Below are 24347 nucleotides of genomic sequence, written 5' to 3'. Positions count from 1 at the left end.
ATTCGGGAAGTTACCGGTGGTTACACGCAGGGGTCAAGCACGTTGTGAGTAAAGAGCGGAGACCGTGTGCCGTCGTCTCCGCAGGAACCGGACGCCGTACGGACACTTGACGCTGACGAGGCATCAGCCCTACAAACGGAAGTGTTTCCCGGATCCGTGGCGCCGGATCCGTTCCCGCGGCACCGTCCGCGTTCCCGGCCCTCACAGGGCATCACCGCACCTCCCGGGCGCAGCCCCGGAATCTCGTCGCATCGGCCCGGCCGTGTCCCCGCGGCCGGCCCACCCCTGCTTCACCGAACCCCACTTCCGAGAAGAGGTAGCCGCATGCGTACTCGTACTCTGCTCACGCTCACCGCAGCCGTCGCCGCGCTGACCCTCCCCACGGCGCTGCCCGCCGCCGCGGCCGACACGCCCGTCCTGACCACGGGCGCCACCGGCGGTACGCCCGTCGCCGTCGGCGACACCCTCACCGCCTCGCTGGCGAGCGGCACCAGCGCCACGTTCCACTCCAGCGCCACCGGCAGCAGCGGAGTCTCCTGCACGGCCTCGCAGTTCACCGTCTCGGTCACCGACAACCCGACCGCCCCCGGCACGGCCACCGAGTCGCTCACCGCCCACACCTTCGACAGCGGCAGCTGCACCAGCAACGTCGTGGGCGTCCTCGGCGTCACAGGCGTCAAGGTCGCCAACCTGCCGTACACCACCACCGTCTCCTCCGACGGAACCGTCTCCGTCACCCCGCCCAGCGGCTCCGCCGTCCGCACCACGGTCACGCTGCGCACCCTCCTCGGCAGCGTCAACTGCGTCTACGAGACGCCCGGCCTGTCCGGCACGGCGAGCAACGCGGACAACGCGATCGCCTTCACCGACCAGCACTTCACCAAGGTGTCCGGTTCCGGCCTCTGCTTCGCCAACGGGTACTTCACCGCCACCTACGCCCCGGTCACCGACGGGGGCGCGACGGTCTTCGTCAACTGAGCGGGCGCACGCCGTGACGCGGCGGGCCGACCGGTGCGCCCGGGTGTGCCGGCCGGCCCGCCGCCGTGCGGCGGTGCGCCCCGTTCCACGGGGGGCGAAGAGCGGGCGCGGGCCCGTGAGTTATCGTGTACTGGGGGTTAACGCAGACGGCATGACCCGTCGAGTTCCAGCCCAGGAGAGTTCAACCGATGGCGAGGCAGCTACGCGCCGAACAGACCCGCGCGACCATCCTCCAGGCCGCCGCCGACCTGTTCGACCGTCACGGTTACGAAGCGACCAGCCTGGCCGAGATCGTCGAACACGCCGGCGTCACCAAAGGCGCCCTGTACTTCCACTTCGCGGCGAAGGAAGACCTGGCCCACGCCATCATGGAACTCCAGTCCAAAATGTGGCGCCGACTCGCCACGGAGCTGGACGGCCGGGGCTACACCGCCCTGGAAGCCCTGATGCGCCTGACGTTCGTCATGGCCCGGCTGTCCGCCGAGGGGCCGGTCCTGCGGGCCGGGCTGCGGCTCGCCACCGCGGGAACGCCGATACGGCCGCCGCTGCCGCACCCCTTCACCGAGTGGGTGGACATCGCCTCGTCCCGGCTCCTCGACGCGGTCGGACAGGGCGACCTCCATCCGGAGATAGACGTCCAGTCGGTCGCCCACACCATCGTCTGCTCCTTCGTGGGGTCCCGTGTCGTCGGGCTCACCCTCGAACCGGCCGCCCGGCAGCCCCGCCGGATGGCGGAGATGTGGCACGTCCTGATCCGCGGCATGGTGCCGGTGACCCGCCGCGCCCGCTACCTCAGCCTCGCCGCCCGCCTGGAACGCGAGGCGAGCACGACGTGACCCCACCGGGCGGACGGCGCGTGCGGCGCGGACCCGCCGGGCGGCGGGGGGAACCGGTGAACGGCGAGGAGCGGGCGCCCGCGGCGCGACACCCCCGCGGGCCCGGCCCGCGTCCCGGTGGAGCCGCCCGGTCCGGACGCTACGGTGAGGCGCATGCCCGACACCCCCTCCGAGACCGCTCCCGTCATCCTCGGTGACGAGCCCGGGTCCTTCCCCCACGGTGTGCTGGCCGACCGGCATCCCGCCATCGTCCGGCAGGTCCGGGAGGCGTTCCCCTACGGCCCCGACCGGCACCGTGCCCTGGACGCGCTGCTGGCGAACTGCACCGGTGGCGTCATCGAGCCCCTGCCCGCCGACGCCCACGACCGGGACCGCTGGGCGGCCTGGGGCCTGACCGAGTACGTCGGCCGCTCCTGGTTCGACGTGCCCTGGCTGTGGGCCGAGAGCCACTTCTACCGTCGGCTCCTCGACGCCGTCGGCTACTTCGCCCCCGGCGCCTGGCAGGGCATCGACCCCTTCCGACCCGCCAAGCTCGCCGAGCTCGACGCGCCCGGGACGACCGAGGAACTCGCCGCCCTCGACCGCCTCGCCGCCCGGCCCGCCGACGAACAGCTCCGGGCGCTGCTGCACGGCTCCCTCTGGGGCAACCGCGCCGACCTCGGCTTCCGCCTCTCCACGACCGGCGCCGGTGCCGGAGGCACGGTACGGGCGCTGGTCGCCGACGACGGTGACGCGCTCCTGTCCCTGCTGCCGCCCACCGGAGGGAGCGCGGCGACCCTCTGCCTCGTCGCCGACAACGCCGGCCGCGAGCTGGTCCCCGACCTGCTCCTCGTCGCCCACCTCCTCGGACACGGCCGCATCGGCCGGGCCGTCCTGCACGTCAAGCCGTACCCGTACTACGTCTCCGACGCCACGACCGCCGACGTGCTCGACGCGCTGCGGCGGCTGATCACGGCGGGCGGGGCGGCGGAGGAGTACGGCCGCACCCTGTGGTCCGCGCTGACCGACGGCCGCGTCACCGTCCGCGCCCACCCGTTCTCCGGCGCCCCGCTGCCCTACGCGGACATGCCCGAGGACCTGCGCGCAGACTTCGCCGCGGCCACGGTCACCGTCCTCAAGGGCGACCTGAACTACCGCCGCCTGGTGGGCGACCGGTGGTGGCCCCCGACGACGCCCTTCGCGGACGTCACCGCGTACTTCCCCGGCCCGGTCGCCGCGCTGCGCACCCTGAAGTCCGACGTGGTCACCGGGCTGGACGCGGACACGGAGGCCGCCCTGGCGGCGAGCGAGGGGCAGCGGTGGCGGACCAGCGGGACGCACGCGCTGATCCAGGTCAGGAGCTGAGCCCCCCGGGGCGTCGGCGCAGCACGCCGGCCACGGGACAGGGCAGCGGCGGAAGGTCCCCCGTTCCGCCCCCGTTCACGCGATGGTGTGATCATGTCCCGGCCCGTGGATGCTTCCACGGACCCCTGGGTAGGGCCCGGCCATGACGCGACAGCCCTTCGAACTCCCGCACTTCTACATGCCGCATCCCGCGCGGCTCAACCCGCATCTCGACGAGGCCCGCGCCCACTCGACGGCGTGGGCGCGCGAGATGGGCATGCTGGAGGGCTCCGGGGTCTGGGAGCAGTCCGACCTCGACGCTCACGACTACGGTCTGCTCTGCGCCTACACCCACCCCGACTGCGACGGACCCGCGCTCTCCCTCATCACCGACTGGTACGTGTGGGTCTTCTTCTTCGACGACCACTTCCTGGAGAAGTTCAAGCGCAGCCAGGACCGCGTCGCCGGCAAGGCCCACCTGGACCGGCTGCCCCTGTTCATGCCGCTCGACCCGGCCGCCGGGACGCCCGAGCCCGAGAATCCGGTCGAGGCCGGCCTCGCCGACCTGTGGACGCGCACGGTGCCCGCCATGTCGGCCGACTGGCGCCGCCGTTTCGCCGTCGCCACCGAACACCTCCTCAACGAGTCGCTGTGGGAGCTGTCCAACATCAACGAGGGGCGGATCGCCAACCCCGTCGAGTACATCGAGATGCGCCGCAAGGTGGGCGGCGCCCCCTGGTCCGCCGGGCTGGTGGAGTACGCGACCGCCGAGGTGCCCGCCGCCGTCGCCGGGACCAGGCCGCTGCGGGTCCTGATGGAGACGTTCTCCGACGCCGTGCACCTGCGCAACGACCTGTTCTCGTACCAGCGGGAGGTCGAGGACGAGGGCGAACTCAGCAACGGCGTGCTCGTCCTGGAGACGTTCTTCGACTGCACCACCCAGCAGGCCGCCGACATGGTCAACGACGTCCTCACCTCCCGGCTCCACCAGTTCGAGCACACCGCATTCACCGAGGTGCCCGCGGTGGCCCTGGAGAACGGGCTCACCCCGTCCGAGGTCGCCGCCGTCGGGCTGTACGCGAAGGGCCTCCAGGACTGGCAGTCCGGAGGCCACGAGTGGCACATGCGCTCCAGCCGGTACATGAACAAGGGCGCGCGGCCCGCCGCCGGTTGGCAGGCACTGGCCGGCCCCGGCACCTCCGCCGCGGACGTCGGCGCGCTGCTAGCCGCCGCGGCCGCCGAGCGGACCCGCCCCCACACGCACGTGCCCTTCCGGAAGGTCGGGCCCTCGATCATCCCCGACATCCGCATGCCGTTCCCGCTGGAGCTGAGCCCCGCGCTGGAGGGTTCCCGGCGGCACCTCCTCGAGTGGTCGCACCGGATGGGCATGCTCGGCGAGGGCGTCTGGGACGAGGACAAGCTCGCGAGCTGCGACCTCCCCCTGTGCGCCGCGGGCCTGGACCCGGACGCCACCCAGGACCAGCTCGACCTCGCCTCCGACTGGCTGGCCTTCGGCACCTACGGCGACGACTACTACCCGCTCGTCCACGGCCACCGCCGCGACCTGGCCGCCGCCCGGCTGACCACGGCCCGGCTGTCGGCCTGCATGCCGCTCGACGGCGAACCGGTCCCGCCGCCCGCCAACGCCATGGAGCGCTCCCTGATCGACCTGTGGGCTCGCACCACGGCCGGCATGACGCCCGAGCAGCGGCGCCCGCTGAAGTCGGCCGTGGACAAGATGACCGAGGCCTGGGTGTGGGAGCTGGCCAACCAGATCCACCACCGCGTCCCCGACCCGGTGGACTACCTGGAGATGCGCCGCGCCACCTTCGGCTCGGACCTCACCCTGGGCCTGTGCCGCGCCGGACACGGACCGGCGGTTCCACCCGAGGTCTACCGCAGCGGTCCCGTCCGCTCCCTGGAGAACGCGGCGATCGACTACGCCTGCCTGCTCAACGACGTCTTCTCGTACCAGAAGGAGATCGAGTACGAGGGGGAGATCCACAACGCGGTCCTCGTCGTCCAGAACTTCTTCGGCATCGACTATCCGACCGCGCTCCCCGTCGTGCAGGACCTGATGAACCAGCGGATGCGCCAGTTCGAACACGTCGTCGCGCACGAACTACCGGTCGTCTACGACGACTTCCAGCTGTCAGACGAGGCGCGGGCCATCATGCGGGGCTATGTGACGGACCTGCAGAACTGGATGGCCGGCATCCTCAACTGGCACCGGAACGTCGACCGTTACAAGGCGGAGTACCTGGCCGGACGCACCCACGGCTTCCTGCCGGACCGGCCCCCGGCCGTGCCCGTCCCGCGGAGCGCCGCGCTTCCCGCGCTCCGCTGACCCGGCCGGGGGGGAGAGAGAGCGGTCAGTCGGACGGCACGTAGTCGGTCAGCACGCAGCCCTCGACGGCCCAGGGCCTCGTCCCGTAGCCGCTCGGCACGGTGAAGTCCGGGTCGCAGGACAGGAACGCGAGGTCGGACGGTTCGAGGTCCCGGACCGTTTCGTCGCCCACCGGGACGACCGCGAAGTCCTGGCCGACGTAGAACGAGGCGTGGCCGTCCTTCAACGCGGCCGGCTGCCCTCCTCCGGTCCCCTCGGACCCCTCGGCTCCCTCGGCCGCGCCGCTCCCGGCAGCATCATGGCTGCTGCTGCTGCTGCCAGCGGCGGGGGCGTCGTGGCCGTCTCCGTCGCCGTTCCCGCACGCGCCGAGTGCGCCGAGTGCGCCGAGTGCGCCGAGGGTGATGCCGATGGCGAGCGCTCGCCGGTTGCGCATGAGGTTCTCCCCGTGTGGTCCTGCACTGCGGTGATCATTCATGTTGGACAGGGACACGACAGAAAAACCGGGGGGTGCGTCGGCCGCCGGTCAGTCTCACTCGTTCGTGGCTCGTCGTGGGCCGGAGCGCCGGGTAGAGCACTGCCCGGAGGCGAACCATGGAACAGACTGCGCTGCGACCCAAGCCGATGCCCGGCCGGGAACCCGGGGCCGGCACCACACCCGGCCCGGTACGGTGCCCGCACGCCGCGCGCGGGCGCCGCCGGAGGCTCACCACCCTGCTGTGCGGTCTGTTCGCCGCCGCGGTCCTGCTCCTGGCGGGGATCGGGCTCGGCGCGGTGGGTGCCACCGCGATCGGCATGAGCGGACTCGCCGACCCGCAACGCCAGGCCGACGCGCCGGGAGCGGCAGGACCGCCCGGCAGCCGGACCGCCCCCGCGCACCCGGCGGCCACCCCCGGCCCGTCCCCGGCGCGGGCGGGCGCGACCCTGGGCGTGGAGGCCGTGGACCACGAGGAGCCGGGCGCCTTGGTCGTGGGCGTCCACGTGCCCGGCCCCGGATACACGGCGGGCCTGGTCAGGGGCGACGTGCTCCTGGCGTTCGGCACCACCCGCGTCGACTCGGCCGCCGACCTCGCCCGCGCCGTCGCCCGCGCCCGGCCGGGCGAGGAGGTCGAGCTGACCGTGCGCCACGAGAGCGGGGGCCACCAGCAGCTGACGGCCGTGCCGGGGGTCGTCACGTGACCACCCGGAGGCGGCCGGAACAACGGTCGGCCGGTGTGTGGCGACTAGGATCGGTGCCGGTGGGGGGCGAGCCCTCCGGAGTGGCCCGCCGACCGGCTCGCGTCGTCCCCGCGCCCCGGGCAGGATGCTGCCCGTACCCTTCGCCCGCCCAGGAGGCCCGGATGACCGGCACCACGCCCGCTGCTTCCTTCACCGCCGACGACTACAGGGCCCGCATGGAGCGCGCCGCGCGGACGGCCGCCGACGCCGGACTGGCCGGGCTGCTGGTGGCGCCGGGCCCCGACCTCGTGTGGCTCACCGGCTACGCGCCCACCGCGGCCACCGAACGCCTCACCCTGCTCGTCCTCGCCGCGGACCGGGACCCCGTCCTCGTCGTGCCGACGCTGGAGGCCCCCGACGCCGAGAAGGCCGTCGGCGCGCCCGCCCTGACCCTGCGCGACTGGACCGACGGCAAGGACCCCTACGCCGTCACCGCCGCGCTCCTCGACGACTCGGGGCGGTTCGGGGTCAGCGACAACGCCTGGGCGATGCACCTGCTCGGCCTCCAGAGGACGCTGCCCGGCACCTCGTACGCCTCCCTCACCGAGGCGCTGCCGATGCTGCGCGCCGTGAAGGACGCGGCGGAGCTGGAGCTGCTCGCGGCGGCCGGCGCGGCGGCGGACGCGGCGTTCGAGGAGATCCGCACGGTCCGGTTCGGCGGACGCCGGGAGTCCGACGTCGCTGCGGACCTCGCCGCCCTGCTGCGGCGATTCGGCCACTCCCAGGTCGACTTCACGATCGTCGCCTCCGGCCCGAACGGCGCCAACCCCCACCACGAGGTCGGCGACCGCGTCATCGAGGACGGCGACATGGTCGTCCTCGACTTCGGCGGGCTGAAGGACGGCTACGGCTCCGACACCTCCCGCACCGTCCACGTCGGCGAGCCCACCGACGAGGAGCGCCGGGTGCACGACCTGGTGCGCGAGGCGCAGGAGGCCGGTTTCCGGGCGGTACGGCCCGGCGCGGCCTGCCAGGACGTCGACCGGGCCGCGCGCTCCGTCATCGCCGACGCCGGGTACGGGGAGTACTTCATCCACCGCACCGGGCACGGCATCGGCGTCACCACGCACGAGCCGCCCTACATGATCGAGGGCGAGGAACAGCCCCTCGTGCCCGGCATGTGCTTCTCCGTCGAGCCCGGTGTCTACCTGCCCGGCCGGTTCGGGGTGCGCATCGAGGACATCGTCACGGTCACCGAGGACGGCGGCCGGCGCCTCAACGACACGACCCGGGAGATGGTCGTGGTGGAATGAGCCGCTCCGCACGGCCCCGGGCTCCGCCGGACGACCTGGAAACCGCAGAAGACGAAACCGCAGAAGACGAAGACCCGGAAGACGAAGACCCGGAAGACGACGGCGCGACCATGGCCCAGGCACCGACACCCACCGCGGACACGGTCCGCCGACTGGTCCGTACCCTGCTCAGCGAGGGCGCGGCACCGGACGTCCGGCCCGTCGAGGAGAGCGCCGAGCCCGCCACCTGGTGGGTCGGCACCCGCCACGTGCTGCGGCTGGCCCCCGACCGCGGGGCCGCCGTGCGCCAGCGCCGCGAGCTGCGCCTGCGCGACCTGGTCCGGCCGCACCTGCCCGTCGCGGTGCCGACGAGCGTGGCGCACGGCGAGTGGGCGCCGGGGCTGACGTACACGCTGGACGCCAAGGTGCCCGGCGGGTCGGGCGAGCAGCACGCCGTGTCCGCCGTCGGCGAGGCCGACCTGGCGGCGCTGCTCACCGGGCTGCGCGAAGTGCCCCTCCGCCAGGCCGAGACCCTCGGCGTGCCGCGGACCGCCCCGCGGCCCCTGGAGACGCTGCGCCGGGCCGCCGAGCGCGCCGCCCGGCGTCTCGCCGAGGCCGACGAGTTCGACCCGGCCCGGCCGGAACGGCTCACGGCGGCGGCGACGGCCCAGCTCGGCGCCCAGCCCGGTGCCGCGGTCCTCGTCCACCACGGCCTGGCGGGCGAGCACCTCGTGGTCGGCGCCGACGGACGGGTGCGCGGGGTCCTCGGCTGGACCGACGCGGTCCTCGGCGATCCGGCCGAGGACATCGCCGGACTCGCGCTCTCCGTCGGCTCTCCCGCCGCCGTGCGCGCCGCCACCCTCGCCGGTTACGGCGCCCGGCCCTGCCTGCGCGGCCTGTGGCTGGCCCGCTGCGACACGGTCGTCCAGCTCGCCGACGCCCTCGCCGGCCGGTCGGACACGCCCCTGCCCCTGCTGCGCACCCGGCTGCGCCGCGCCTGGGAGCCGATCCTGCTGGAACGGGTGACGGAGTTCCGCGAGGACGGCCCGGACGGCACGGAAGACACGGGCGACGCCGTCTGAGGAGACTCCGCCGGCACGTCACTCCTGGACGAGCACCACGCTCGACTCGCCCGGCACGCGCAGTACCCCGTCCCCGCCCGGCCCCTGCACGGGCTCCCACGCCGCGAGCACGCGCGCGGGACGGGAGCCCAGCGGGATCGCCGCCTCTTCGGCGCCCAGGTTGACGGCCACCCGGATGTCGCCGCGCCGGAAGGCCAGCCACCGCGCCTCGCGGTCGTGGGCCACCCTGATGTCGCCGAGGTCGGGGTCGGTCAGGTCCGGCTGCTCGTGCCGCAGGGCGATCAGCCGGCGGTACCAGGCCAGCACGCGCGCGTGCGGCTCGCGCCCGGGCTCCGACCAGTCGAGGCAGGAGCGGTCCCGCGTCGCCGGGTCCTGCGGGTCGGGCACGTCCTCCTCCTTCCAGCCGTGCGCGGCGAACTCCCGCCGCCTGCCGCTGCGCACCGCCTCCGCGAGGTCGGGGTCGGTGTGGTCGGTGAAGAACTGCCACGGCGTACCCGCCGCCCACTCCTCGCCCATGAACAGCATCGGCGTGAACGGCGCCGTCAGCGTCAGCGTGGCCGCGCAGGCCGCCAGGCCGGGGGAGACCAGGGACGACAGCCGGTCCCCCCGGGCGCGGTTGCCGACCTGGTCGTGGGTCTGGCTGTACCCGGTCAGCCGGTGCGCCGCCGTGCGCTGCCGGTCCAGGGGCCGGCCGTGACCGCGGCCCCGGAAGCTGGAGTAGGTGCCGTCGTGGAAGTAACCCCGTGTGAGCGTCTTGGCGAGCGCCGCCAGCGGGTCGCGCGCGAAGTCGGCGTAGTAGCCCTGCGACTCCCCGGTCAGCGCGGTGTGCACGGCGTGGTGGAAGTCGTCGTTCCACTGCGCGTGCACGCCGAGGCCGCCCTCCGCGCGCGGGGTGATGATCCGCGGGTCGTTCAGGTCGGACTCGGCGATCAGGAACAGCGGCCGGCCCAGGTCGGCGGACAGGTCGTCCACCGCCGCCGACAGTTGCTCCAGGAAGTGGCACGCGCGCGTGTCGGCCAGGGCGTGCACCGCGTCCAGGCGCAGGCCGTCGAGCCGGTAGTCGCGCAGCCAGGCCAGCGCGCTGTCCACCAGATACGCCCGCACCTCGTCGGAGCCGGGCGCGTCCAGGTTGATCGCGGCGCCCCAGGGCGTGTGGTGGGTGTCCGTGAAGTACGGGCCGAAGGCGGGCAGGTGGTTGCCGGACGGTCCCAGGTGGTTGTGCACCACGTCCAGGACGACACCCAGGCCGAGTCCGTGGGCCCGGTCGACGAACCGCTTCAGCGCGTCCGGTCCGCCGTACGGCTCGTGCACCGCCCACGGCGACACGCCCTCGTACCCCCAGCCGTGCCGGCCGGGGAAGGGGCACAGCGGCATCAACTCGACGTGTGTGACGCCCAGTTCCGCCAGGTGGTCGAGCCGTTCGGCGGCGGCGTCGAGGGTGCCCTCGCGCGTGTACGTGCCCACGTGCAGCTCGTACAGCACCGCGCCGGGCAGCGGGCGTCCGGCCCACTCGGCGCGCCACGCGTGGCGCCCGTGGTCGACGACCGCGCTCAGCCCGTCCGGACCGTCCGGCTGACGCCGTGAGCGCGGGTCCGGCAGCACCGGCCCGTCGTCCACCGCGAAGCCGTAGCGCGAGCCCTCGCGCGCCTCGGCCCGGCCGCACCACCACCCCCGCCGCTCCGGATCGCGCTCCATCGCGCGCGTGACGCCGTCGCACGTCAGTGTCACGCGGCCGGCCTGCGGTGCCCACACCTCGAACTGCACGGACGGTTCCCCTTCGTCTGCTCACCGTGACGTAGCCCGTCCATGGTCCTGCAAAAGTGATCGATCCGCCGGGGAACACCACCGTTCGCGACGGGTGTCGTGCGACCCGCGCCCGTGCGGCGGCCTTTCCCGGTTTTCTGGACACTCCGACCCGGCTGACCGACAATCACCTGCGTGACGTCGTCCTTCGAGTTCCCCACACCCCCCGCGCGGTTGTCCGACGCGGAGCGCGACAAGGCGTTGAAGGCGCTCCGGGACGGCGTCGCCCTGGGCCGCCTGTCGCACGACACCTTCATGCGCCGCATGGAACTGGCGCTGGTGGCCCACCACTCCCACGAACTCGCCGCGCTCACCGCCGACCTGTCCACGGAGGGCAGGGTCTCGCGCCTGGTGTTCGGCACCGTCGAGGCGGTGTCCGGTTTCGGCGTCCGGCTGCGCCGGGCCTGGCAGGCCGAGCGGCTGCCCAAGCTGCTGCTGCCGCACCCCGGCACCGGTCATCCGCTGCGCATAGGGCGTGACCCGGCGAACGGGCTGCGGCTGTCCCACGAGACGGTCTCCCGCGTGCACGCCGAACTCGTCCGCCAGGGCGGCATGTGGGTGCTGCGCGACCTCGGTTCGACCAACGGCACCACGGTCAACGGGCGGCGGGTCATCGGTGCGGCCGTGGTCCGCGAGGGCGACCAGATCGGCTTCGGGCAGATGTCGTTCCGCCTCGCCGCCCACTGACCCCCCGCACAGTACTGGCCTGGACCTCACGCCGTGTGGCCTGCCTCGATGCGGGTCAAACACCTTTGCTTCTCCCGGTGTTGACGTACCCCTGAAGTCGTGACTGACTGTGCGTACACCGCGCACGTCAGGTGAACCGAAGGGCCCCGTCGAGGAGGTGTGTCCTGCCGCCCCTCCTGCGCTATCCGACCGTGGACGAACTGGGCGTCCGGGCCGCCGCGCTCGTCACCCGCCACCCCCGCAGCGCCCGGCTGCGCCGCGTCGGCACCTCCCGCGCGGGCACCCCCCTGCTGCTGCTCTCCGTCGGCCACGGCACCCGGCAGGCCCTGGTCGTCGCCGGGCCGCACGCCAACGAGCCCGTGGGCGGCGCCACCGTGCTGCGGCTGGCCGAGCGGGCCCTGGCCGACCCCCGGCTCACCGAGGGCGCCGACGCCACCTGGAACCTGCTGCTGTGCGCCGACCCCGACGGCCTGCGCCGCAACGAGGGCTGGCTGTCCGGTCCGTACACCCTCGGCCGCTACGCCCGGAACTTCTTCCGGCCCGGCTTCCTGGAACAGCCCGAGTGGCTGCCCGACGGCCCCGACCGCGCCACGCTGCCGGAGACCCGCACCCTGCTCGCCCTCCAGGACGAGCTGCGGCCCTTCCTGCACTGCTCCCTGCACGGCGTCGACGTCGGCGGCGGCTTCGCCGAACTGACCCACGACCTGCCGGGCCTCGCCCAGCGCATGGCCCACGCCGCGTCCCGCCTCGGCATCCCCCGCGAACTCGGCTCCTACGACACCCTGTACTGGCCCGGCCTCGGCCCCGCCCTCTACCGGATACCGCCGCCCCGCCGCGGCGACCTCACCCAGGCCATCACCGAGGCCGCCGTCGACTCGACCTGGTGCCACCCGCGGCGGTACGGCACGGTCACCGCGGTCGTCGAGGCGCCCATGTGGGGCGTGGCGGCCGTCGCGGACGACTCGCCCCCGCCCGACCGGGACGCGGTGCTGCGCTCCGTCAGCCGCGCCCTGCGCCACGACACCCGCCGGCTGCACCGCCTCCTCGCCCGGCTCCGGCCGCACGCGGCGGACGGCCCGGACGCGGCCCGCCTGCTCGCGCCGGTCGACGACTACCTGCTGGTCTGCCCCGGACTCGCCGACGCGTGGGACCCCGACACCGACGACGGGACGGGCCGCCCCCTGCCGCCCATGAGCACCGCCCACCTGGTCGCCCTGCGCATCGCCGGCCGGCGCCTCGCCCTGCGCACGGCGGGCCTGCTGCACCAGCTGGTGACCCGCAGCGGAAACGATCCGGCAGGTGTGCTGCCGGAGCTGGACCGGCTCGTCGACGAGTGGTGCGCCGACTACCTCGACGGCTGCGGGGCCCGCTGGATACCCGTCGCCCGGCAGGCGGAGTACCAGAGCCGCGTCGTGCTCGCCGCGTTCGACCTGGCCGGGCGGCGCACGACCGAGGTCTCCCGTTCGGGTGAGCCGGGCTGGGGATCCGAGCCCGCCGTGCCGATGCACCGGGAATGACCCACATCATCACCACCGCGGCGGCCCGGACGGGCCTCCTCCTGACCGCCGCCCTCCTCGCCGTCGGCGCGGCCCCCGCGCGGGCGGCCGCACCGACGGAGCCCGCGGGCGACTGGCTCCAGGTCACGCTCACCCGGGGCGACACCTCCTCCGGCGCCACCCGCAGCGCCGTGCTCCGGTGCGACCCGCCCCGGGGACACGCCCGCGCGGCCGAGGCGTGCGCGGAGCTGGCCGCGGCGGACGGGGACCCCGGCCGCATCCCGCTGCGGGACACGTACTGCCCGATGGTCTACGCACCGGTGACCGCGCAGGCCCACGGGCAGTGGCGGGGCCGGGCCGTGGAGTACTCGCGGACCTTCCCCAACACCTGCGTCATGACGGCGCGGACGGGGGCGGTGTTCGCTCTGGACGAGACGCGGGAGGGCCCGCGGGGGTGAGCCGGGCGGGCCGGTGACCGGACGGGCCCGCCGTCACTGCCGGTGCAGCCCGCGGCCCGCCAGGGCCAGGAACGCCTCGCCGACCGCCTCCGACAGGGTGGGCGGGTGTGCACGTGCCGGGCGCCGGGCCCGGACCCTGTCAGTCGGTCTCCGCCGGTGTCCCGGCCCGCTCCAGCAGCGCCACCGGCAGGTCCGCGAACAGGTCCTCCACGCGCGTGTGGCCCTCGAACTCCCGGCCGCCGCCCAGCGCGTCGGTCCAGCGGCCCGGCGGCAGCGCGAGCGTCGTCCCGCGCCAGCCGCCCGACCCGGCCAGCCGCAGGGACAGCCGGGTCACGGCCGTCAGGACCTGGCCGGAGCGGACGAACGCGACGCAGTGCGCCGCCGCGGGGCCGTCGGCCCGCAGCGCCTCGTACGTCGCCGTGCCGCCGAACGCGCCGGGCCGCCGCGCCCGCAGCGCCAGCGCCGCCCGGGTCACCGCGTCCTTGTCCCCGGCACCGGCGGGCGGGAAGTCCACGGGACGCCGGTTGTCGGGGTCCACCAGCGCCCGGTACTCGCCCTCGGTGCCCTGGTAGAGGTCCGGCACGCCCGGCATCGTGAGGTGGGTCAGGGCCGTGCCGAGGACGTTGGCCCGGACGTGGGGCTCCAGCGCGGCCCGGAAGGCGGCCACGCGCTCGCCGGGCGGGCCGCACGGCCCCTTCGCCACGAACCGGGCCACCGCCTCCTCGTACTCCGGCTCCTGCTCGGTCCAGCTGGTGTGCGTCTTCGCCTCGCGCACGTGCTTCAGCAGCGCCTGCTCCACGCGCCGGCCGTCCGCGGGACCCAGTCCGAACACCGTCTGCCAGGCCGCCCACGCCAGCTGCCCGTCCGGCGCCGCCTCACCGGCGCCGGTGACCTCCGCCAGGAGGTCCGCCCAGCGTTCCGGGCACTCGGTGAGCACCGCCAGCGCGGCGCGCACGTCGGCGCTGCGCTTGGTGTCGTGGGTCGACACGACCGTGCCGGTCACGGGCCAGTCGCGCTGCACGCGCGCGCAGTACGCGTGGAACAGCTCGGGCGACACCGCCGGACCGCCCGGGTTCCCGCCCACCTCGGTGGCCGACAGCAGCGGCACGTAGCGGTAGAACGCCGTGTCCTCGACCGACTTGGCGCGCAGCGCCGACGCCGTCTGGGCGAACCGCGTCCGGAACTCCACGTGGTCCGGCCCGTCACCGAACCGCCCCAGCAGCAGGTCCCGCACCACGTCCACCGCACCGGCCTCCTCCGGCACCGCGAACGCGCGCCGTGCCTCGGCCGCCGCCTCCTCGGTGACGACCGACGCCGCGTCCACCGACGCGTAGGGCCGGTACACCTCCAGCCGGACCAGCAACTCCCGCAGCGCGGTGCGCAGCGCCCACGGCGCCCGGTCGCGCAGCGCGGGGTGCGGGGAGGCGACGCACAGCCGGTGCGCCACCCGGGTCAGCCGGTCCGTCTCGGTCGCCAGCTCGTGCGTGAGCACCTCGTACGCCGCCCGCCGCGCCGTGGCCGCCCAGTCCCCGCCGCGGTCCGGCCGCGGGGCGGCGAACGCGCGGTACCGCTCGAGGAGGTCTCCGTGCCCCACCGGGTCGGTGAAGAGCCCGTCGACGTGCCGCAGGGCGTCGTAGCCGGTCGTGCCCGCGACGGGCCAGGCCGCGGGCAGCCGCTCCCCGTCCGCCAGGATCTTCTCCACGACCGTCCACCGGCCGCCGCTCGCCTCGTGCAGCCGCGCCAGGTAGGCGCCGGGGTCGGCGAGGCCGTCGGGGTGGTCGACGCGCAGCCCGTCGACCACGCCCTCGCGCAGCAGCCGCAGGACCGTGGCGTGCGTGGCCTCGAACACCTCCGGGTCCTCCACCCGCACCCCGATCAGCTCCGAGATGCTGAAGAAGCGCCGGTAGTTCAGCTCGGTGCGGGCCAGCCGCCACCACACCGGCCGGTACCACTGGGCGTCCAGGAGCTGCGGCAGCGGCAGGTCCGCGGTGCCCTCGCGGAGGGGGAGGACGTGGTCGTGGTAGCGCAGCACGTCGCCGTCGGCCCGCAGCTCGTCCAGCACCTCGCCGACGGGTGCGCCGAGCACGGGCAGCAGTACCTGGCCGCCCTGCGCCTCCCAGTCGATGTCGAACCACCGCGCGTACGGCGACTTCGGCCCCTCCCGCAGCACCTCCCACAGGGCGCGGTTGTGCCGGGGGGACATCGCCATGTGGTTCGGCACGATGTCGACCACCAGTCCGAGACCGTGCTCCCGCGCGGTGCGCGCCAGGGCCCGCAGTCCCTCCTCGCCGCCCAGCTCCTCGCGCACCCGTTCGGGGTCCACCACGTCGTAGCCGTGCAGCGAGCCCGGGACCGCCTCGAGCACGGGGGACAGGTGCAGATGGGTCACGCCGAGCGAGGCCAGGTACGGCACGGCCGCCGCGGCGGCCGCGAACGGGAAATCGGGCTGCAGCTGCAGCCGGTACGTGGCGAGGGGAGCCGGGGAGGCGGGCCGGGACGGGAGGGGCGCGGGCCCCGGGTCGGGTCGCTCAGGTGTCATGCAGAGCTACGTACCCGCCTCGTCGGCTTTCGTGTCACCGGCCCCTCCCCGGAGCACCCGTGCGTGGCCGCCCTCCGGGCGACGAGGCCACTCTCGCAACAGGCCCTAGACGGGCCGCTGCAGTACCGTCAGGCTCCGGTCCACCAGCGTCAGCCGGTCCCCGGCCTGGACCTTCGTCCCCGTCCGGGCCGGTACGCCCTCGGTGCGGGCGGTGTCGACCACCACCTCCCACTGCCGGCCGTGGTCGACCGGCACCACGAAGTCCAGTGTCTTCGGCGAGGCGTTGAACATCAGCAGGAACGAGTCGTCGGCGATGCGCTCGCCGCGCGGGCCCGGCTCGGAGATCGCGTTGCCGTTGAGGAACACCGTCAGGGCCGACGCCCGCGCCGAGTCCCAGTCCCGCTGGGTCATCTCCGCGCCCTCCGGGGTGAACCAGGCGATGTCCGACAGCTCGTCGTGGGTGCCCTCCACGGGCCGGCCGTGGAAGAAGCGCCGCCTGCGGAAGACCGGGTGGTCCCTGCGGAGCCACACCATCGCGCGCGTGAACTCCAGCAGCCCGGTGTCGGCGTCCTCGCCCTCCGGCCAGGCCACCCACGCCAGCTCGTTGTCCTGGCAGTAGGCGTTGTTGTTGCCCCGCTGGGTGCGGGCGAACTCGTCGCCGTGGCTGATCATCGGCACGCCCTGGGAGAGCAGCAGCGTGGCGATGAAGTTCCGCATCTGCCGCGCCCGCAGCTCCCGCACCGCCGGGTCGTCGGTGTCGCCCTCGGCGCCGCAGTTCCAGGAGCGGTTGTGGCTCTCGCCGTCCCGGTTGTCCTCGCCGTTGGCCTCGTTGTGCTTGTCGTTGTAGGAGACCAGGTCGTGCAGGGTGAAGCCGTCGTGGCAGGTGACGAAGTTGATGGAGGCCAGCGGGCGGCGGCCGTCGTCCTGGTAGAGGTCGGACGAGCCGGTCAGCCGGGACGCGAACTCCGCGAGGGTGCGCTGCTCGCCGCGCCACAGGTCCCGCACCGTGTCCCGGTACTTGCCGTTCCACTCGGTCCACAGCGGCGGGAAGTTGCCCACCTGGTAGCCGCCCTCGCCCACGTCCCACGGCTCGGCGATCAGCTTCACCTGCGAGACCACCGGGTCCTGCTGCACCAGGTCGAAGAACGACGACAGCCGGTCCACCTCGTGGAACTGGCGCGCCAGGGTCGCCGCGAGGTCGAAGCGGAACCCGTCGACGTGCATCTCGGTGACCCAGTACCGCAGCGAGTCCATGATCATCTGCAGGACGTGCGGGGACCGCATGAGCAGCGAGTTCCCCGTGCCCGTGGTGTCCATGTAGTACCGGGGGTCGTCGGTCAGCCGGTAGTACGACGGGTTGTCGATGCCCTTGAAGGACAGCGTCGGGCCCAGGTGGTTGCCCTCGGCGGTGTGGTTGTAGACCACGTCGAGGATGACCTCGATGCCCGCCTCGTGCAGCGCCTTCACCGCCGACTTGAACTCCAGCACCTGCTGGCCGCGGTCGCCCCAGGAGGCGTACGCGTTGTGCGGGGCGAAGAAGCCGATCGTGTTGTAGCCCCAGTAGTTGTTCAGCCCCATGTCGACCAGGCGGTGGTCGTTGACGAACTGGTGGACGGGCATCAGCTCCAGCGCCGTCACCCCCAGCTCGGTCAGGTGCTCGATGACCGCCGGGTGCGCGAGCGCCGCGTAGGTGCCGCGCAGCTCCTCGGGAAGCCCCGGGTGGCGCATGGTGAGGCCCTTCACGTGGGCCTCGTAGATCACCGTGTGGTGGTACTCCGTCCGGGGGCGCCGGTCGTCGCCCCAGTCGAAGTACGGGTTGACCACGACCGACGACATCGTGTGCGGCGCCGAGTCCAGGTCGTTGCGCCGGTCGGGGTCGTCGAAGTGGTAGCCGTACACCTCCTCCCCCCACTGGACCGAGCCACTGATCGCACGTGCGTACGGATCGAGGAGCAGCTTCGCGGAGTTGCAGCGCAGCCCGCGCTCCGGCGCGTAGGGGCCGTGGACGCGGTAGCCGTACCGCTGCCCCGGCATCACGCCCGGCACGTACGCGTGCCGTACGAACGCGTCGCTCTCCCGCAGTTCCACCGCCGTCTCCGAGCCGTCGTCGTGCAGCAGACACAGCTCTACTCGGTCCGCGGCCTCCGTGAAGACCGCGAAGTTGGTACCGGCGCCGTCGTACGTGGCGCCGAGCGGATACGCCTCTCCAGGCCAGACCTGCATGGACACGACTCTTTCAGGTGTGCGGCGCCGGTGCGGACGCCTGGGCTCCGAGTCTCCCCGAAAGTGAGGCGACCACCTAGCACTCACGTGCCTCTTACCCACCGCGCGCCGATCCGTTCCCGGCGGGTTTCCGGTCGCCGGCCTCGCGCCGTACCACGTCACCGCTATGAAACGGCTCACTCGCCGGAGGGGGAAGGGGCGGAACGGCCCCGTACCCCAAGGGCGTTGGTGCAACCAGCCTGCCCATCGGGCTGCACCGCGCACCGCTCGCGGAGTACCCTTCCTTGATCGTTGGGACGGGGTCTCCCCGGTGATGCTCCGGGGGAGCGGAAGGCGGTGCGCGGGTGGGCTCGGGAGGGCTGGAGCTGCCCCCTGGTGACGAGGGTCACGAGGGGACCTCCACGGACGTCCCGCCCGGTGCGGTGTCCCTGGCGCGGCCCATGAACGCGGGCGCGATCGGTCCGGAACTGGACTGGGACGCCGACGCCTGGCACGAGGTGCGCACGCGCGCGCAGCGGGCCGGCCGGGCCTACATCTGGCTGAACCTCGTCGAGCAGCGGCTGCGCGCCGTCGTCGCCGCCGTGCTGCGGCCGGTCTACGAACCCGTCCACGGCGACGACTGGGTGGTCGCCGCGGCCGGCCCCGCCGGTCAGGAGTGGGTGCAGCGCGCTGTCGCGGTCCGCGAGGTCAGCCGCCGCAAGGGCTACCTCCTCGACCCGGCCGACGACAACGTCCTCAGCTTCCTCACGCTGCCGCAGCTGCGCGAGCTCATGATCCAGCACTGGCCCTGCTTCGAGCCCTACGTCGACGAACGCCGCGACGTGGAACTGGCCCTGGACGAGCTGGAGGTCACCCGCAACGTCGTCTCCCGCAACCGGGCGCTGTCCGAGGCGGTCCTGAACCAGGCCGAGCGGGCCTCGGCACGGCTGCTGGAGGTCCTCGGCGCGGGCAGCGACCTGCCGTCCACGCGCCGGCTCCCGGTCGACGCGGTGGAGGACCTGGTCGGCGACCGGTACGCCGACGTGGTCGCCGTGCACCCGGACCGGGTCCGGCTGCTGCGCCAGTTCCCCGCGGAGGACATCTTCGGCAGCGCCCGCCGCCTGGACGCCCTCGGCATCGGCCTCAACCTGCTCGTGCAGAACTTCTCCGGCCGCCGCCTGCTGCGGCTGGCCGAGTCCGGCAGCCGGGTGCGGCTGCTGTTCCTGAACCCCGCCTCCAGCGCGATCAAACGCCGCGAGCGCGAACTGGGCATCAAGCGCGGCGAGCTGAGCCGCACCGTCGAGACGAACATCCTGCACATGCGCCGGGTGCGCTCCCGGCTGCGGGACCCGGGCGCCTTCGAGATCCAGGTCTTCGACGAGACCCCCCGCTTCACGGCCTACCTCGTGGACGGCGACGGCGCCGACGGCATCGCGGTCGTGCAGTCCTACCTGCGCCGGACGCGGGGGATGGAGGCGCCGGTGCTCGTCCTGCGCAACGGACGCAACGGCGGCAAGGTCGTGAAGTCGGACCAGGCCGACGAAGGCGGACTCTTCCCCACCTATCGCGAGGAGTTCGAGACGATGTGGGCGGATTCGCGACCGGTGTCCTGAGCGCCGCCGGAGGGCCGGCGCCGGTGCGGACGGAAGGTGATCCCCGGATTGTCAGTGGCCCGTGCGAAGGTGGAAACCACTGGGGGAACGCACCACCGAGGAGGGGACCGCCCATGGGCTGGCACCGGGAGCTGCTGATCGGCTTCGACCTGGAGACGACGGGCACCGATCCGCGCGAGGCGCGCATCGTCACCGGCGCCGTGATCGAGGTCAGGGGCGGGACGCCGCTCGGCCGCCGTGAATGGCCGGCCGATCCCGGCGTGGAGATCCCGGCGGACGCGGTCGCGGTGCACGGCATCAGCAACGAGCGCGCGGCCACCGAGGGCCGCCCCGCCGACCAGGTCGCCGACGCCGTCGCCGACGTCCTCACCGGCCACTGGAAGGCGGGCGTTCCGGTCGTCGCCTACGACGGGGCCTTTTGTCCCCGCACGCCAGGCACGTCTCGGGCGTCTCATGGCGAGGCGCGACACCGGCCGGCAGCCCATGCTGGAACGAGGGCCGCCTGATGAGCTGGATCAGTGGGCCGTTGATGGCCTTCGACCTGGAGACCACGGGCACCGACGTCGAGACCGACCGCATTGTGACGGCGGCGGTCGTGCAGCTGGATCCGGACGGAGCCGTCGTAGAGGAACGGACCTGGCTGCTCGATCCAGGAGTGGCGATACCGGAACAGGCGTCGGCGATCCACGGCATCTCGACGGCCCACGCTCGCGAGCACGGGGCACCTGCTGCCTCCGCCATCGAGGAGATCGCGCAGACCGTCGCCGAGGGGCTGCGTCTTGGGACGCCGCTGGTGGTGATGAACGCACGCTACGACCTGTCACTGCTGGACCGCGAGTGTCGGCGCTACGAGGTCGAGTCGGTCAGCGAGCGGCTGGGCAGTGTGCCTGCGCCCGTCATCGATCCGCTGGTGATCGACAAGCATGTCGACAAGTACCGGAAGGGCAAGCGGGCCCTCCACGCGTTGTGCGCTCACTACGGCGTGTCGCTCGATGACGCGCACAACGCGAGGGCCGATGCCGTGGCCGCTGCTCGGGTGGTACGACGCATGGGGGAGAAGCACCAGCCCGTCGGCCTGATGCCATTGACGGATCTGCATGACCTCCAGGTGCGCGCGGCGGCTGAACAGTCGCTCTCTTTGCAGGCCTATCTGCGGCGGACTGCGGATCCGAAGGCAGTCGTCGAGCCGGCCTGGCCACTCATACCCCGGAGGCGATGACCGCGCGGGTCAGCCCTCTCCGGGTGCGAGAGCCTGGAGGTGGGAGAGGGTGATCCGACGCCGTGGAAGGTCGACGTCCACAATCTTCACGGTGAGGGTGTCTCCTACCTGTACCACGTCCTCGGGCCGGTTCACGCGTCCTTCCGCCAGCTCGGAAAGGTGCACCAGGCCTTCGAGGCCGTCCTCCCCGTTTTCGATACGGACGAAGGCTCCGAACGGGACGAGTTTGGTGACGATGCCGTTCGTGATCTGGCCGACCTGCTGAATGAACTGCGGCATCGGGTCCTCTTGCAATGCCTTCAGGGAAAGCGACACGCGCTCCCTCACGAGGTCGACGTCGAGGATCTCGGCCGAGATCTCCTGGCCGACACTGACGACGTCGGAGGGGTGATCGAAACGGCGCCAGGACAGCTCGGGAATGTTGATCATCGCGGTGAAGCCGCCGATGTCCACAAAGGTCACACCGAAGCTGGCGATTTCTGTGACTGTGCCGGTGAGGGTCTGTCCACGGCGGAGACTCTTCAGAAAGGCCCAGTTCCGGTCACTCGGCGTCGGCTCGGTCCGCCACCGCGCGCGCAGGACGCCGTCGCTGTCGGGCAGGACGGCTGTGAACAGCGGGTGGCGTTCGTCGAGGGTCAAAGACAGGGCCATGGCGGCACGGGCGCCTGCCACGCGGGCGGCCAGCTCCTTGTAGTCGGACTCGTCGGCCGTCGTGCTGGAGAGAGCCCCGTTCTCGTCCTCCCACACGAACTCCACCGGACCTTCCTCGGGAAGCGAGGCGAGGACCGCGTCGACATCGGTGGACAGGTCGGGCCAGACGGTCAACTGAGCACGCGGGGTGAGTCGGGCGCGTACCGCATCGAGTGTGTCTTCGGTGAGGCGGTGCCAGCGGGAGGCATTGTGGATGTACCCCTCCTCCAGTATCGCTGCGTGCCGCATGACGATGGACCAGCGCAGAAGGGCCCAGAAGTCCTCGTCGGCGGGCCGCTGCACGCCGGGCTCGTCGAAGTCCGCGTCGTAGGGTGAGGCCTCCAGCCGCTCCGGGAAGAGACCGAGCGCCCGGGTGTGGGCAACGGCGCGCTCGCAGGGCTTGTCGCTGCTGACGTAGAGGTACTGGTCCCAGCCGACCTGCACGTCGAACGTGTCCTCCACCGCCAGACGGCACCAGGCACCGTTTTCGCGGAGCATGACACGGACCAGCTCCAGACCGACGGAGAGGGGCACCTCCGCACCGTCGTGGAACCCGCTGAGGTCGGGTGGGAAGAGCTCGGCAAGGCCGTGACCGTCGACCGCCGGCTCCAGACCGAAGTGGGCAAGGCCGGAGATCCCCGGCTCACGAATGGCCAGGTGGTTGACGCCGGTGTCCTCGGCGAAGGCGGCAACCGCTTGCAGATATGCAGTCTCGACCGGTCCGTGGTCGTCGGTCGTGTCCTCAGCGCCGACGTAGCTGCCGTGCTCGTTGCGGTCGGCAGGGTCGTACTTGGCGATCCGGTAGACGAAAGGCGGCACGTTGCTCCCCGTAATTGTTGACGATGCTCGCTCAGCAGTCGATCTCGTGATCGGGAGCGTAGGGCGAGGGCCGGCGCATCGCCGCCTTTGAGGATGGCCATCGCGATCACCTTCTGCAAGCGGGATACCGTGCTGCATCAGGCCGCATCGATCAGCGGCGATCGATGCGAGTGACGCGATCGTTTCGGTTGGCTGCCTGGGAGAGCCGCTGGTTTCCGCCATGACGGGATTCCGCTCGGTATTACGGCCCCGGAAGGACACATCCGCGGTCCCGTCGGGAGACAAGCCGCGCAATCCGACGTCGCGGAAGGCTGTATACCGAGGCACAGAGAGAAACCTGGCGTTTCCACGCTTGGCGGCCTTCTCCACCGCACGGTTGTCACGGACGGACGCCTGCCGCCCAGGGCCGGTGCGCCGTGAGCTCTCGTAGTACTTGAACGGCGTCCCGCTCGACGCCACCCACGACGCCTCGGCCGACGCCCTCGCCGCGGCCCGGCCGGCCTTCGCGACAGCCGGCCGCCACCCCGAGGTCGCCGCCCTCGGACCGGTGGAGCCGCACCACCGCCAGATCGAGTGGTACGCCGAGTGGGCGGCCGACTTCCAGAGCTTCCTGCGCCGCAAGGGCGCCGCCGCGGCCGTCGTCGACGGGGCGTGGCCGGTCCGCCAACCGGCCGGCGAGCCGGTCCGACCCGGCCCCGCCCGCCCGGCCGTCAGAACGGGTACCAGCGCACCGTCGGATCCCCGTCCCGCAGCGACGCCACCCGGCGTTCGAACTCGGCCAGTGCCTTCGGGTTGCTCGGCGCGTGCTGGGCCACCCAGGCGCAGCTGGCCGTCTCGCGGGCCCCGCGCAGCACCGCGCAGCCGTCCCACTCGCGCACGTCCCAGCCGTAGGCCGCGGTGAAGGCGTCGTACGCCTCGGCGGGCAGCCCGTAGCGGTCCCGGCTGAGGGCCATCACCACCAGGTCGTGCTCGCGCAGGTCGGCGGAGAAGGTCTCCAGGTCGACCAGGACCGGACCGTCGGGGCCGACGTGCGCATTGCGGGGGAGCGCGTCGCCGTGGATCGGGCCGGGCGGCAGGTGGGGGGTGAGCGCGGCGGCGGCCGTCGCGAAGCCGTCGCGGCGCTCGCGCAGGTACGCCGCGTCCGCGGGGGCGATCGCGTCACCGGCGAGCCGCAGCCAGCGTTCCACCCCGCCCAGCAGCTCGCGGGGCGGCAGCGCGAAGGAGGGGGAGGGCAGCGCGTGGACCAGCCGCAGCAGTTCCGCCACGTCCCGCGGCTCGGCGGGCCGCACCGCGTCGGGCAGCCGGTGCCACACGGTCACGGGATGCCCGTCGACCGTCAGCGCCTCCGGCCGGGCCGCCCGCACCGCCGGCACACCGGCCTCCTCCAGCCACACCGCGACGGCCAGTTCCCGGCCGGCCCGCCCGAGGAGTTCGGCGTCGCGGCCCACCTTGACCACCAGGTCGCCGGCGGCGAAGACTGCGTTCTCGCCGAGGGCGAGCAGCCGCGCCTCCCGCGCCGGGCCGGGCAGCACCTCCGCCGCGGCCAGCACCTCCCGCGCCCGTGCCTCGTCCATCGTCCGTCCTCCGTGTCCGCTCCGGTCCGTCGTCGCCGCCCCGCCGTCGCCCGGGCAGGTGCGAAGCGCCTGAGCCGGTGCGGCCGCCGGGGACGGCCCGGGACTCCGCCGGGGTACGGCACACGCCGGCCGTGCGCGTCCACCGCCGAAATCCCGCCATCCGACGGCCAGTGTCGCATTCGCACAGGTGGGAGCGTGTGCGCGGTCCCTTGACGGGGCACAGCGCCTTGACGA

The 24347-nt window shown here is 73.3% G+C and carries 18 protein-coding genes and 2 pseudogenes; 14 read left to right on the top strand and 6 right to left on the bottom strand.

What is annotated here, in order from left to right:
- The first annotated feature begins 324 nt into the window (after window positions 1–324).
- The 4 genes from JHAT_RS10935 to cyc2 all read left to right on the top strand — a co-directional run bounded on the left by JHAT_RS10935 (window position 325) and on the right by cyc2 (window position 5484).
- Complete coding sequence (locus tag JHAT_RS10935; RefSeq protein ID WP_077797900.1) at window positions 325–978, top strand: Tat pathway signal sequence domain protein; 654 nt, start codon at window positions 325–327, stop codon at window positions 976–978.
- 188 nt (window positions 979–1166) lie between these two features.
- Window positions 1167–1814: a ScbR family autoregulator-binding transcription factor gene (locus JHAT_RS10930; protein WP_077797899.1), complete on the top strand. Its 648-nt coding sequence runs from the start codon at window positions 1167–1169 to the stop codon at window positions 1812–1814.
- A 153-nt stretch (window positions 1815–1967) separates the two neighbouring features.
- Window positions 1968–3158 (top strand): damage-control phosphatase ARMT1 family protein, encoded by a 1191-nt coding sequence (locus JHAT_RS10925; RefSeq protein ID WP_077797898.1) that lies wholly within the window; start codon window positions 1968–1970, stop codon window positions 3156–3158.
- Between the two features lie 142 nt (window positions 3159–3300).
- Window positions 3301–5484: a germacradienol/geosmin synthase Cyc2 gene (gene cyc2, locus JHAT_RS10920; RefSeq protein ID WP_077797897.1), complete on the top strand. Its 2184-nt coding sequence runs from the start codon at window positions 3301–3303 to the stop codon at window positions 5482–5484.
- A 25-nt stretch (window positions 5485–5509) separates the two neighbouring features.
- Here cyc2 and JHAT_RS10915 read toward each other — a convergent pair whose 3' ends face one another.
- On the bottom strand, window positions 5510–5917 hold the full coding sequence (locus JHAT_RS10915) for a hypothetical protein (protein WP_107481899.1): 408 nt from the start codon (window positions 5915–5917) through the stop codon (window positions 5510–5512).
- A gap of 158 nt (window positions 5918–6075) precedes the next feature.
- Between JHAT_RS10915 and JHAT_RS10910 the strand changes: the two genes are divergently transcribed.
- From JHAT_RS10910 to JHAT_RS10900, 3 genes are all read left to right on the top strand, one after another.
- Entirely contained in the window at window positions 6076–6660 is a 585-nt protein-coding gene (locus tag JHAT_RS10910) for a PDZ domain-containing protein (RefSeq protein ID WP_077797896.1), read from the top strand.
- Between the two features lie 161 nt (window positions 6661–6821).
- Window positions 6822–7952: an aminopeptidase P family protein gene (locus JHAT_RS10905; RefSeq protein ID WP_077797895.1), complete on the top strand. Its 1131-nt coding sequence runs from the start codon at window positions 6822–6824 to the stop codon at window positions 7950–7952.
- Between the two features lie 110 nt (window positions 7953–8062).
- On the top strand, window positions 8063–9013 hold the full coding sequence (locus JHAT_RS10900; protein WP_077797894.1) for an aminoglycoside phosphotransferase family protein: 951 nt from the start codon (window positions 8063–8065) through the stop codon (window positions 9011–9013).
- A gap of 18 nt (window positions 9014–9031) precedes the next feature.
- Here JHAT_RS10900 and treZ read toward each other — a convergent pair whose 3' ends face one another.
- On the bottom strand, window positions 9032–10777 hold the full coding sequence (gene treZ / locus JHAT_RS10895; protein ID WP_077797893.1) for a malto-oligosyltrehalose trehalohydrolase: 1746 nt from the start codon (window positions 10775–10777) through the stop codon (window positions 9032–9034).
- A gap of 174 nt (window positions 10778–10951) precedes the next feature.
- Here treZ and JHAT_RS10890 point away from each other — a divergent pair, with 174 nt between their 5' ends.
- The 3 genes from JHAT_RS10890 (at window position 10952) to JHAT_RS10880 (ending at window position 13457) form a co-directional block, all read left to right on the top strand.
- Window positions 10952–11503: a DUF1707 and FHA domain-containing protein gene (locus JHAT_RS10890; RefSeq protein WP_077797892.1), complete on the top strand. Its 552-nt coding sequence runs from the start codon at window positions 10952–10954 to the stop codon at window positions 11501–11503.
- Window positions 11504–11694: 191 nt separating this feature from the next.
- On the top strand, window positions 11695–13020 hold the full coding sequence (locus JHAT_RS10885; protein WP_077797891.1) for a M14 family zinc carboxypeptidase: 1326 nt from the start codon (window positions 11695–11697) through the stop codon (window positions 13018–13020).
- Window positions 13017–13457, top strand: a complete 441-nt coding sequence (locus JHAT_RS10880; RefSeq protein ID WP_077797890.1) for an SSI family serine proteinase inhibitor — start codon at window positions 13017–13019, stop codon at window positions 13455–13457. The genes JHAT_RS10885 and JHAT_RS10880 overlap by 4 nt, the downstream gene beginning before the upstream one ends.
- Window positions 13458–13596: 139 nt before the next feature.
- Here the strand turns inward: JHAT_RS10880 and treY are convergent, their stop codons facing one another.
- Both treY and glgX read right to left on the bottom strand, forming a co-directional pair.
- Window positions 13597–15996 (bottom strand): malto-oligosyltrehalose synthase, encoded by a 2400-nt coding sequence (treY, locus tag JHAT_RS10875; protein WP_077797889.1) that lies wholly within the window; start codon window positions 15994–15996, stop codon window positions 13597–13599.
- A 105-nt stretch (window positions 15997–16101) separates the two neighbouring features.
- Window positions 16102–18219 carry a glycogen debranching protein GlgX gene (gene glgX, locus JHAT_RS10870; protein WP_077797888.1) on the bottom strand — a complete coding sequence of 706 codons (2118 nt, stop codon included), beginning with the start codon at window positions 18217–18219 and terminating at the stop codon, window positions 16102–16104.
- 344 nt (window positions 18220–18563) lie between these two features.
- Here glgX and JHAT_RS10865 point away from each other — a divergent pair, with 344 nt between their 5' ends.
- From JHAT_RS10865 to JHAT_RS10855, 3 genes and pseudogenes are all read left to right on the top strand, one after another.
- Window positions 18564–19811: an SAV2148 family HEPN domain-containing protein gene (locus tag JHAT_RS10865; RefSeq protein ID WP_077797887.1), complete on the top strand. Its 1248-nt coding sequence runs from the start codon at window positions 18564–18566 to the stop codon at window positions 19809–19811.
- A gap of 113 nt (window positions 19812–19924) precedes the next feature.
- Window positions 19925–20230: pseudogene (locus JHAT_RS10860) on the top strand (exonuclease domain-containing protein); the annotation flags it as partial.
- 86 nt (window positions 20231–20316) lie between these two features.
- Entirely contained in the window at window positions 20317–21030 is a 714-nt protein-coding gene (locus tag JHAT_RS10855) for a 3'-5' exonuclease (RefSeq protein WP_077797886.1), read from the top strand.
- Between the two features lie 9 nt (window positions 21031–21039).
- Here the strand turns inward: JHAT_RS10855 and JHAT_RS10850 are convergent, their stop codons facing one another.
- Window positions 21040–22539: a S1 RNA-binding domain-containing protein gene (locus tag JHAT_RS10850; protein WP_077797885.1), complete on the bottom strand. Its 1500-nt coding sequence runs from the start codon at window positions 22537–22539 to the stop codon at window positions 21040–21042.
- Window positions 22540–22978: 439 nt separating this feature from the next.
- On the opposite strand from JHAT_RS10850, the pseudogene JHAT_RS35235 reads away from it, so the two are divergent.
- Window positions 22979–23224, top strand: a pseudogene (locus JHAT_RS35235) (3'-5' exonuclease); the annotation flags it as partial.
- 25 nt (window positions 23225–23249) lie between these two features.
- Here JHAT_RS35235 and JHAT_RS10840 read toward each other — a convergent pair.
- A complete protein-coding gene (locus JHAT_RS10840; protein ID WP_077797884.1) occupies window positions 23250–24113 on the bottom strand; it encodes a phosphotransferase enzyme family protein in 864 nt (287 codons plus the stop codon).
- Window positions 24114–24347 lie beyond the last annotated feature (234 nt).

Origin of the sequence: Streptomyces sp. JHA26 (genome assembly GCF_002005565.1) — a bacterium.
In the GTDB taxonomy this organism is placed as follows: domain Bacteria; phylum Actinomycetota; class Actinomycetes; order Streptomycetales; family Streptomycetaceae; genus Streptomyces.
Note: the sequence above shows the minus strand (reverse complement) of the source record. Positions and strands in the feature narration are given on the sequence as shown.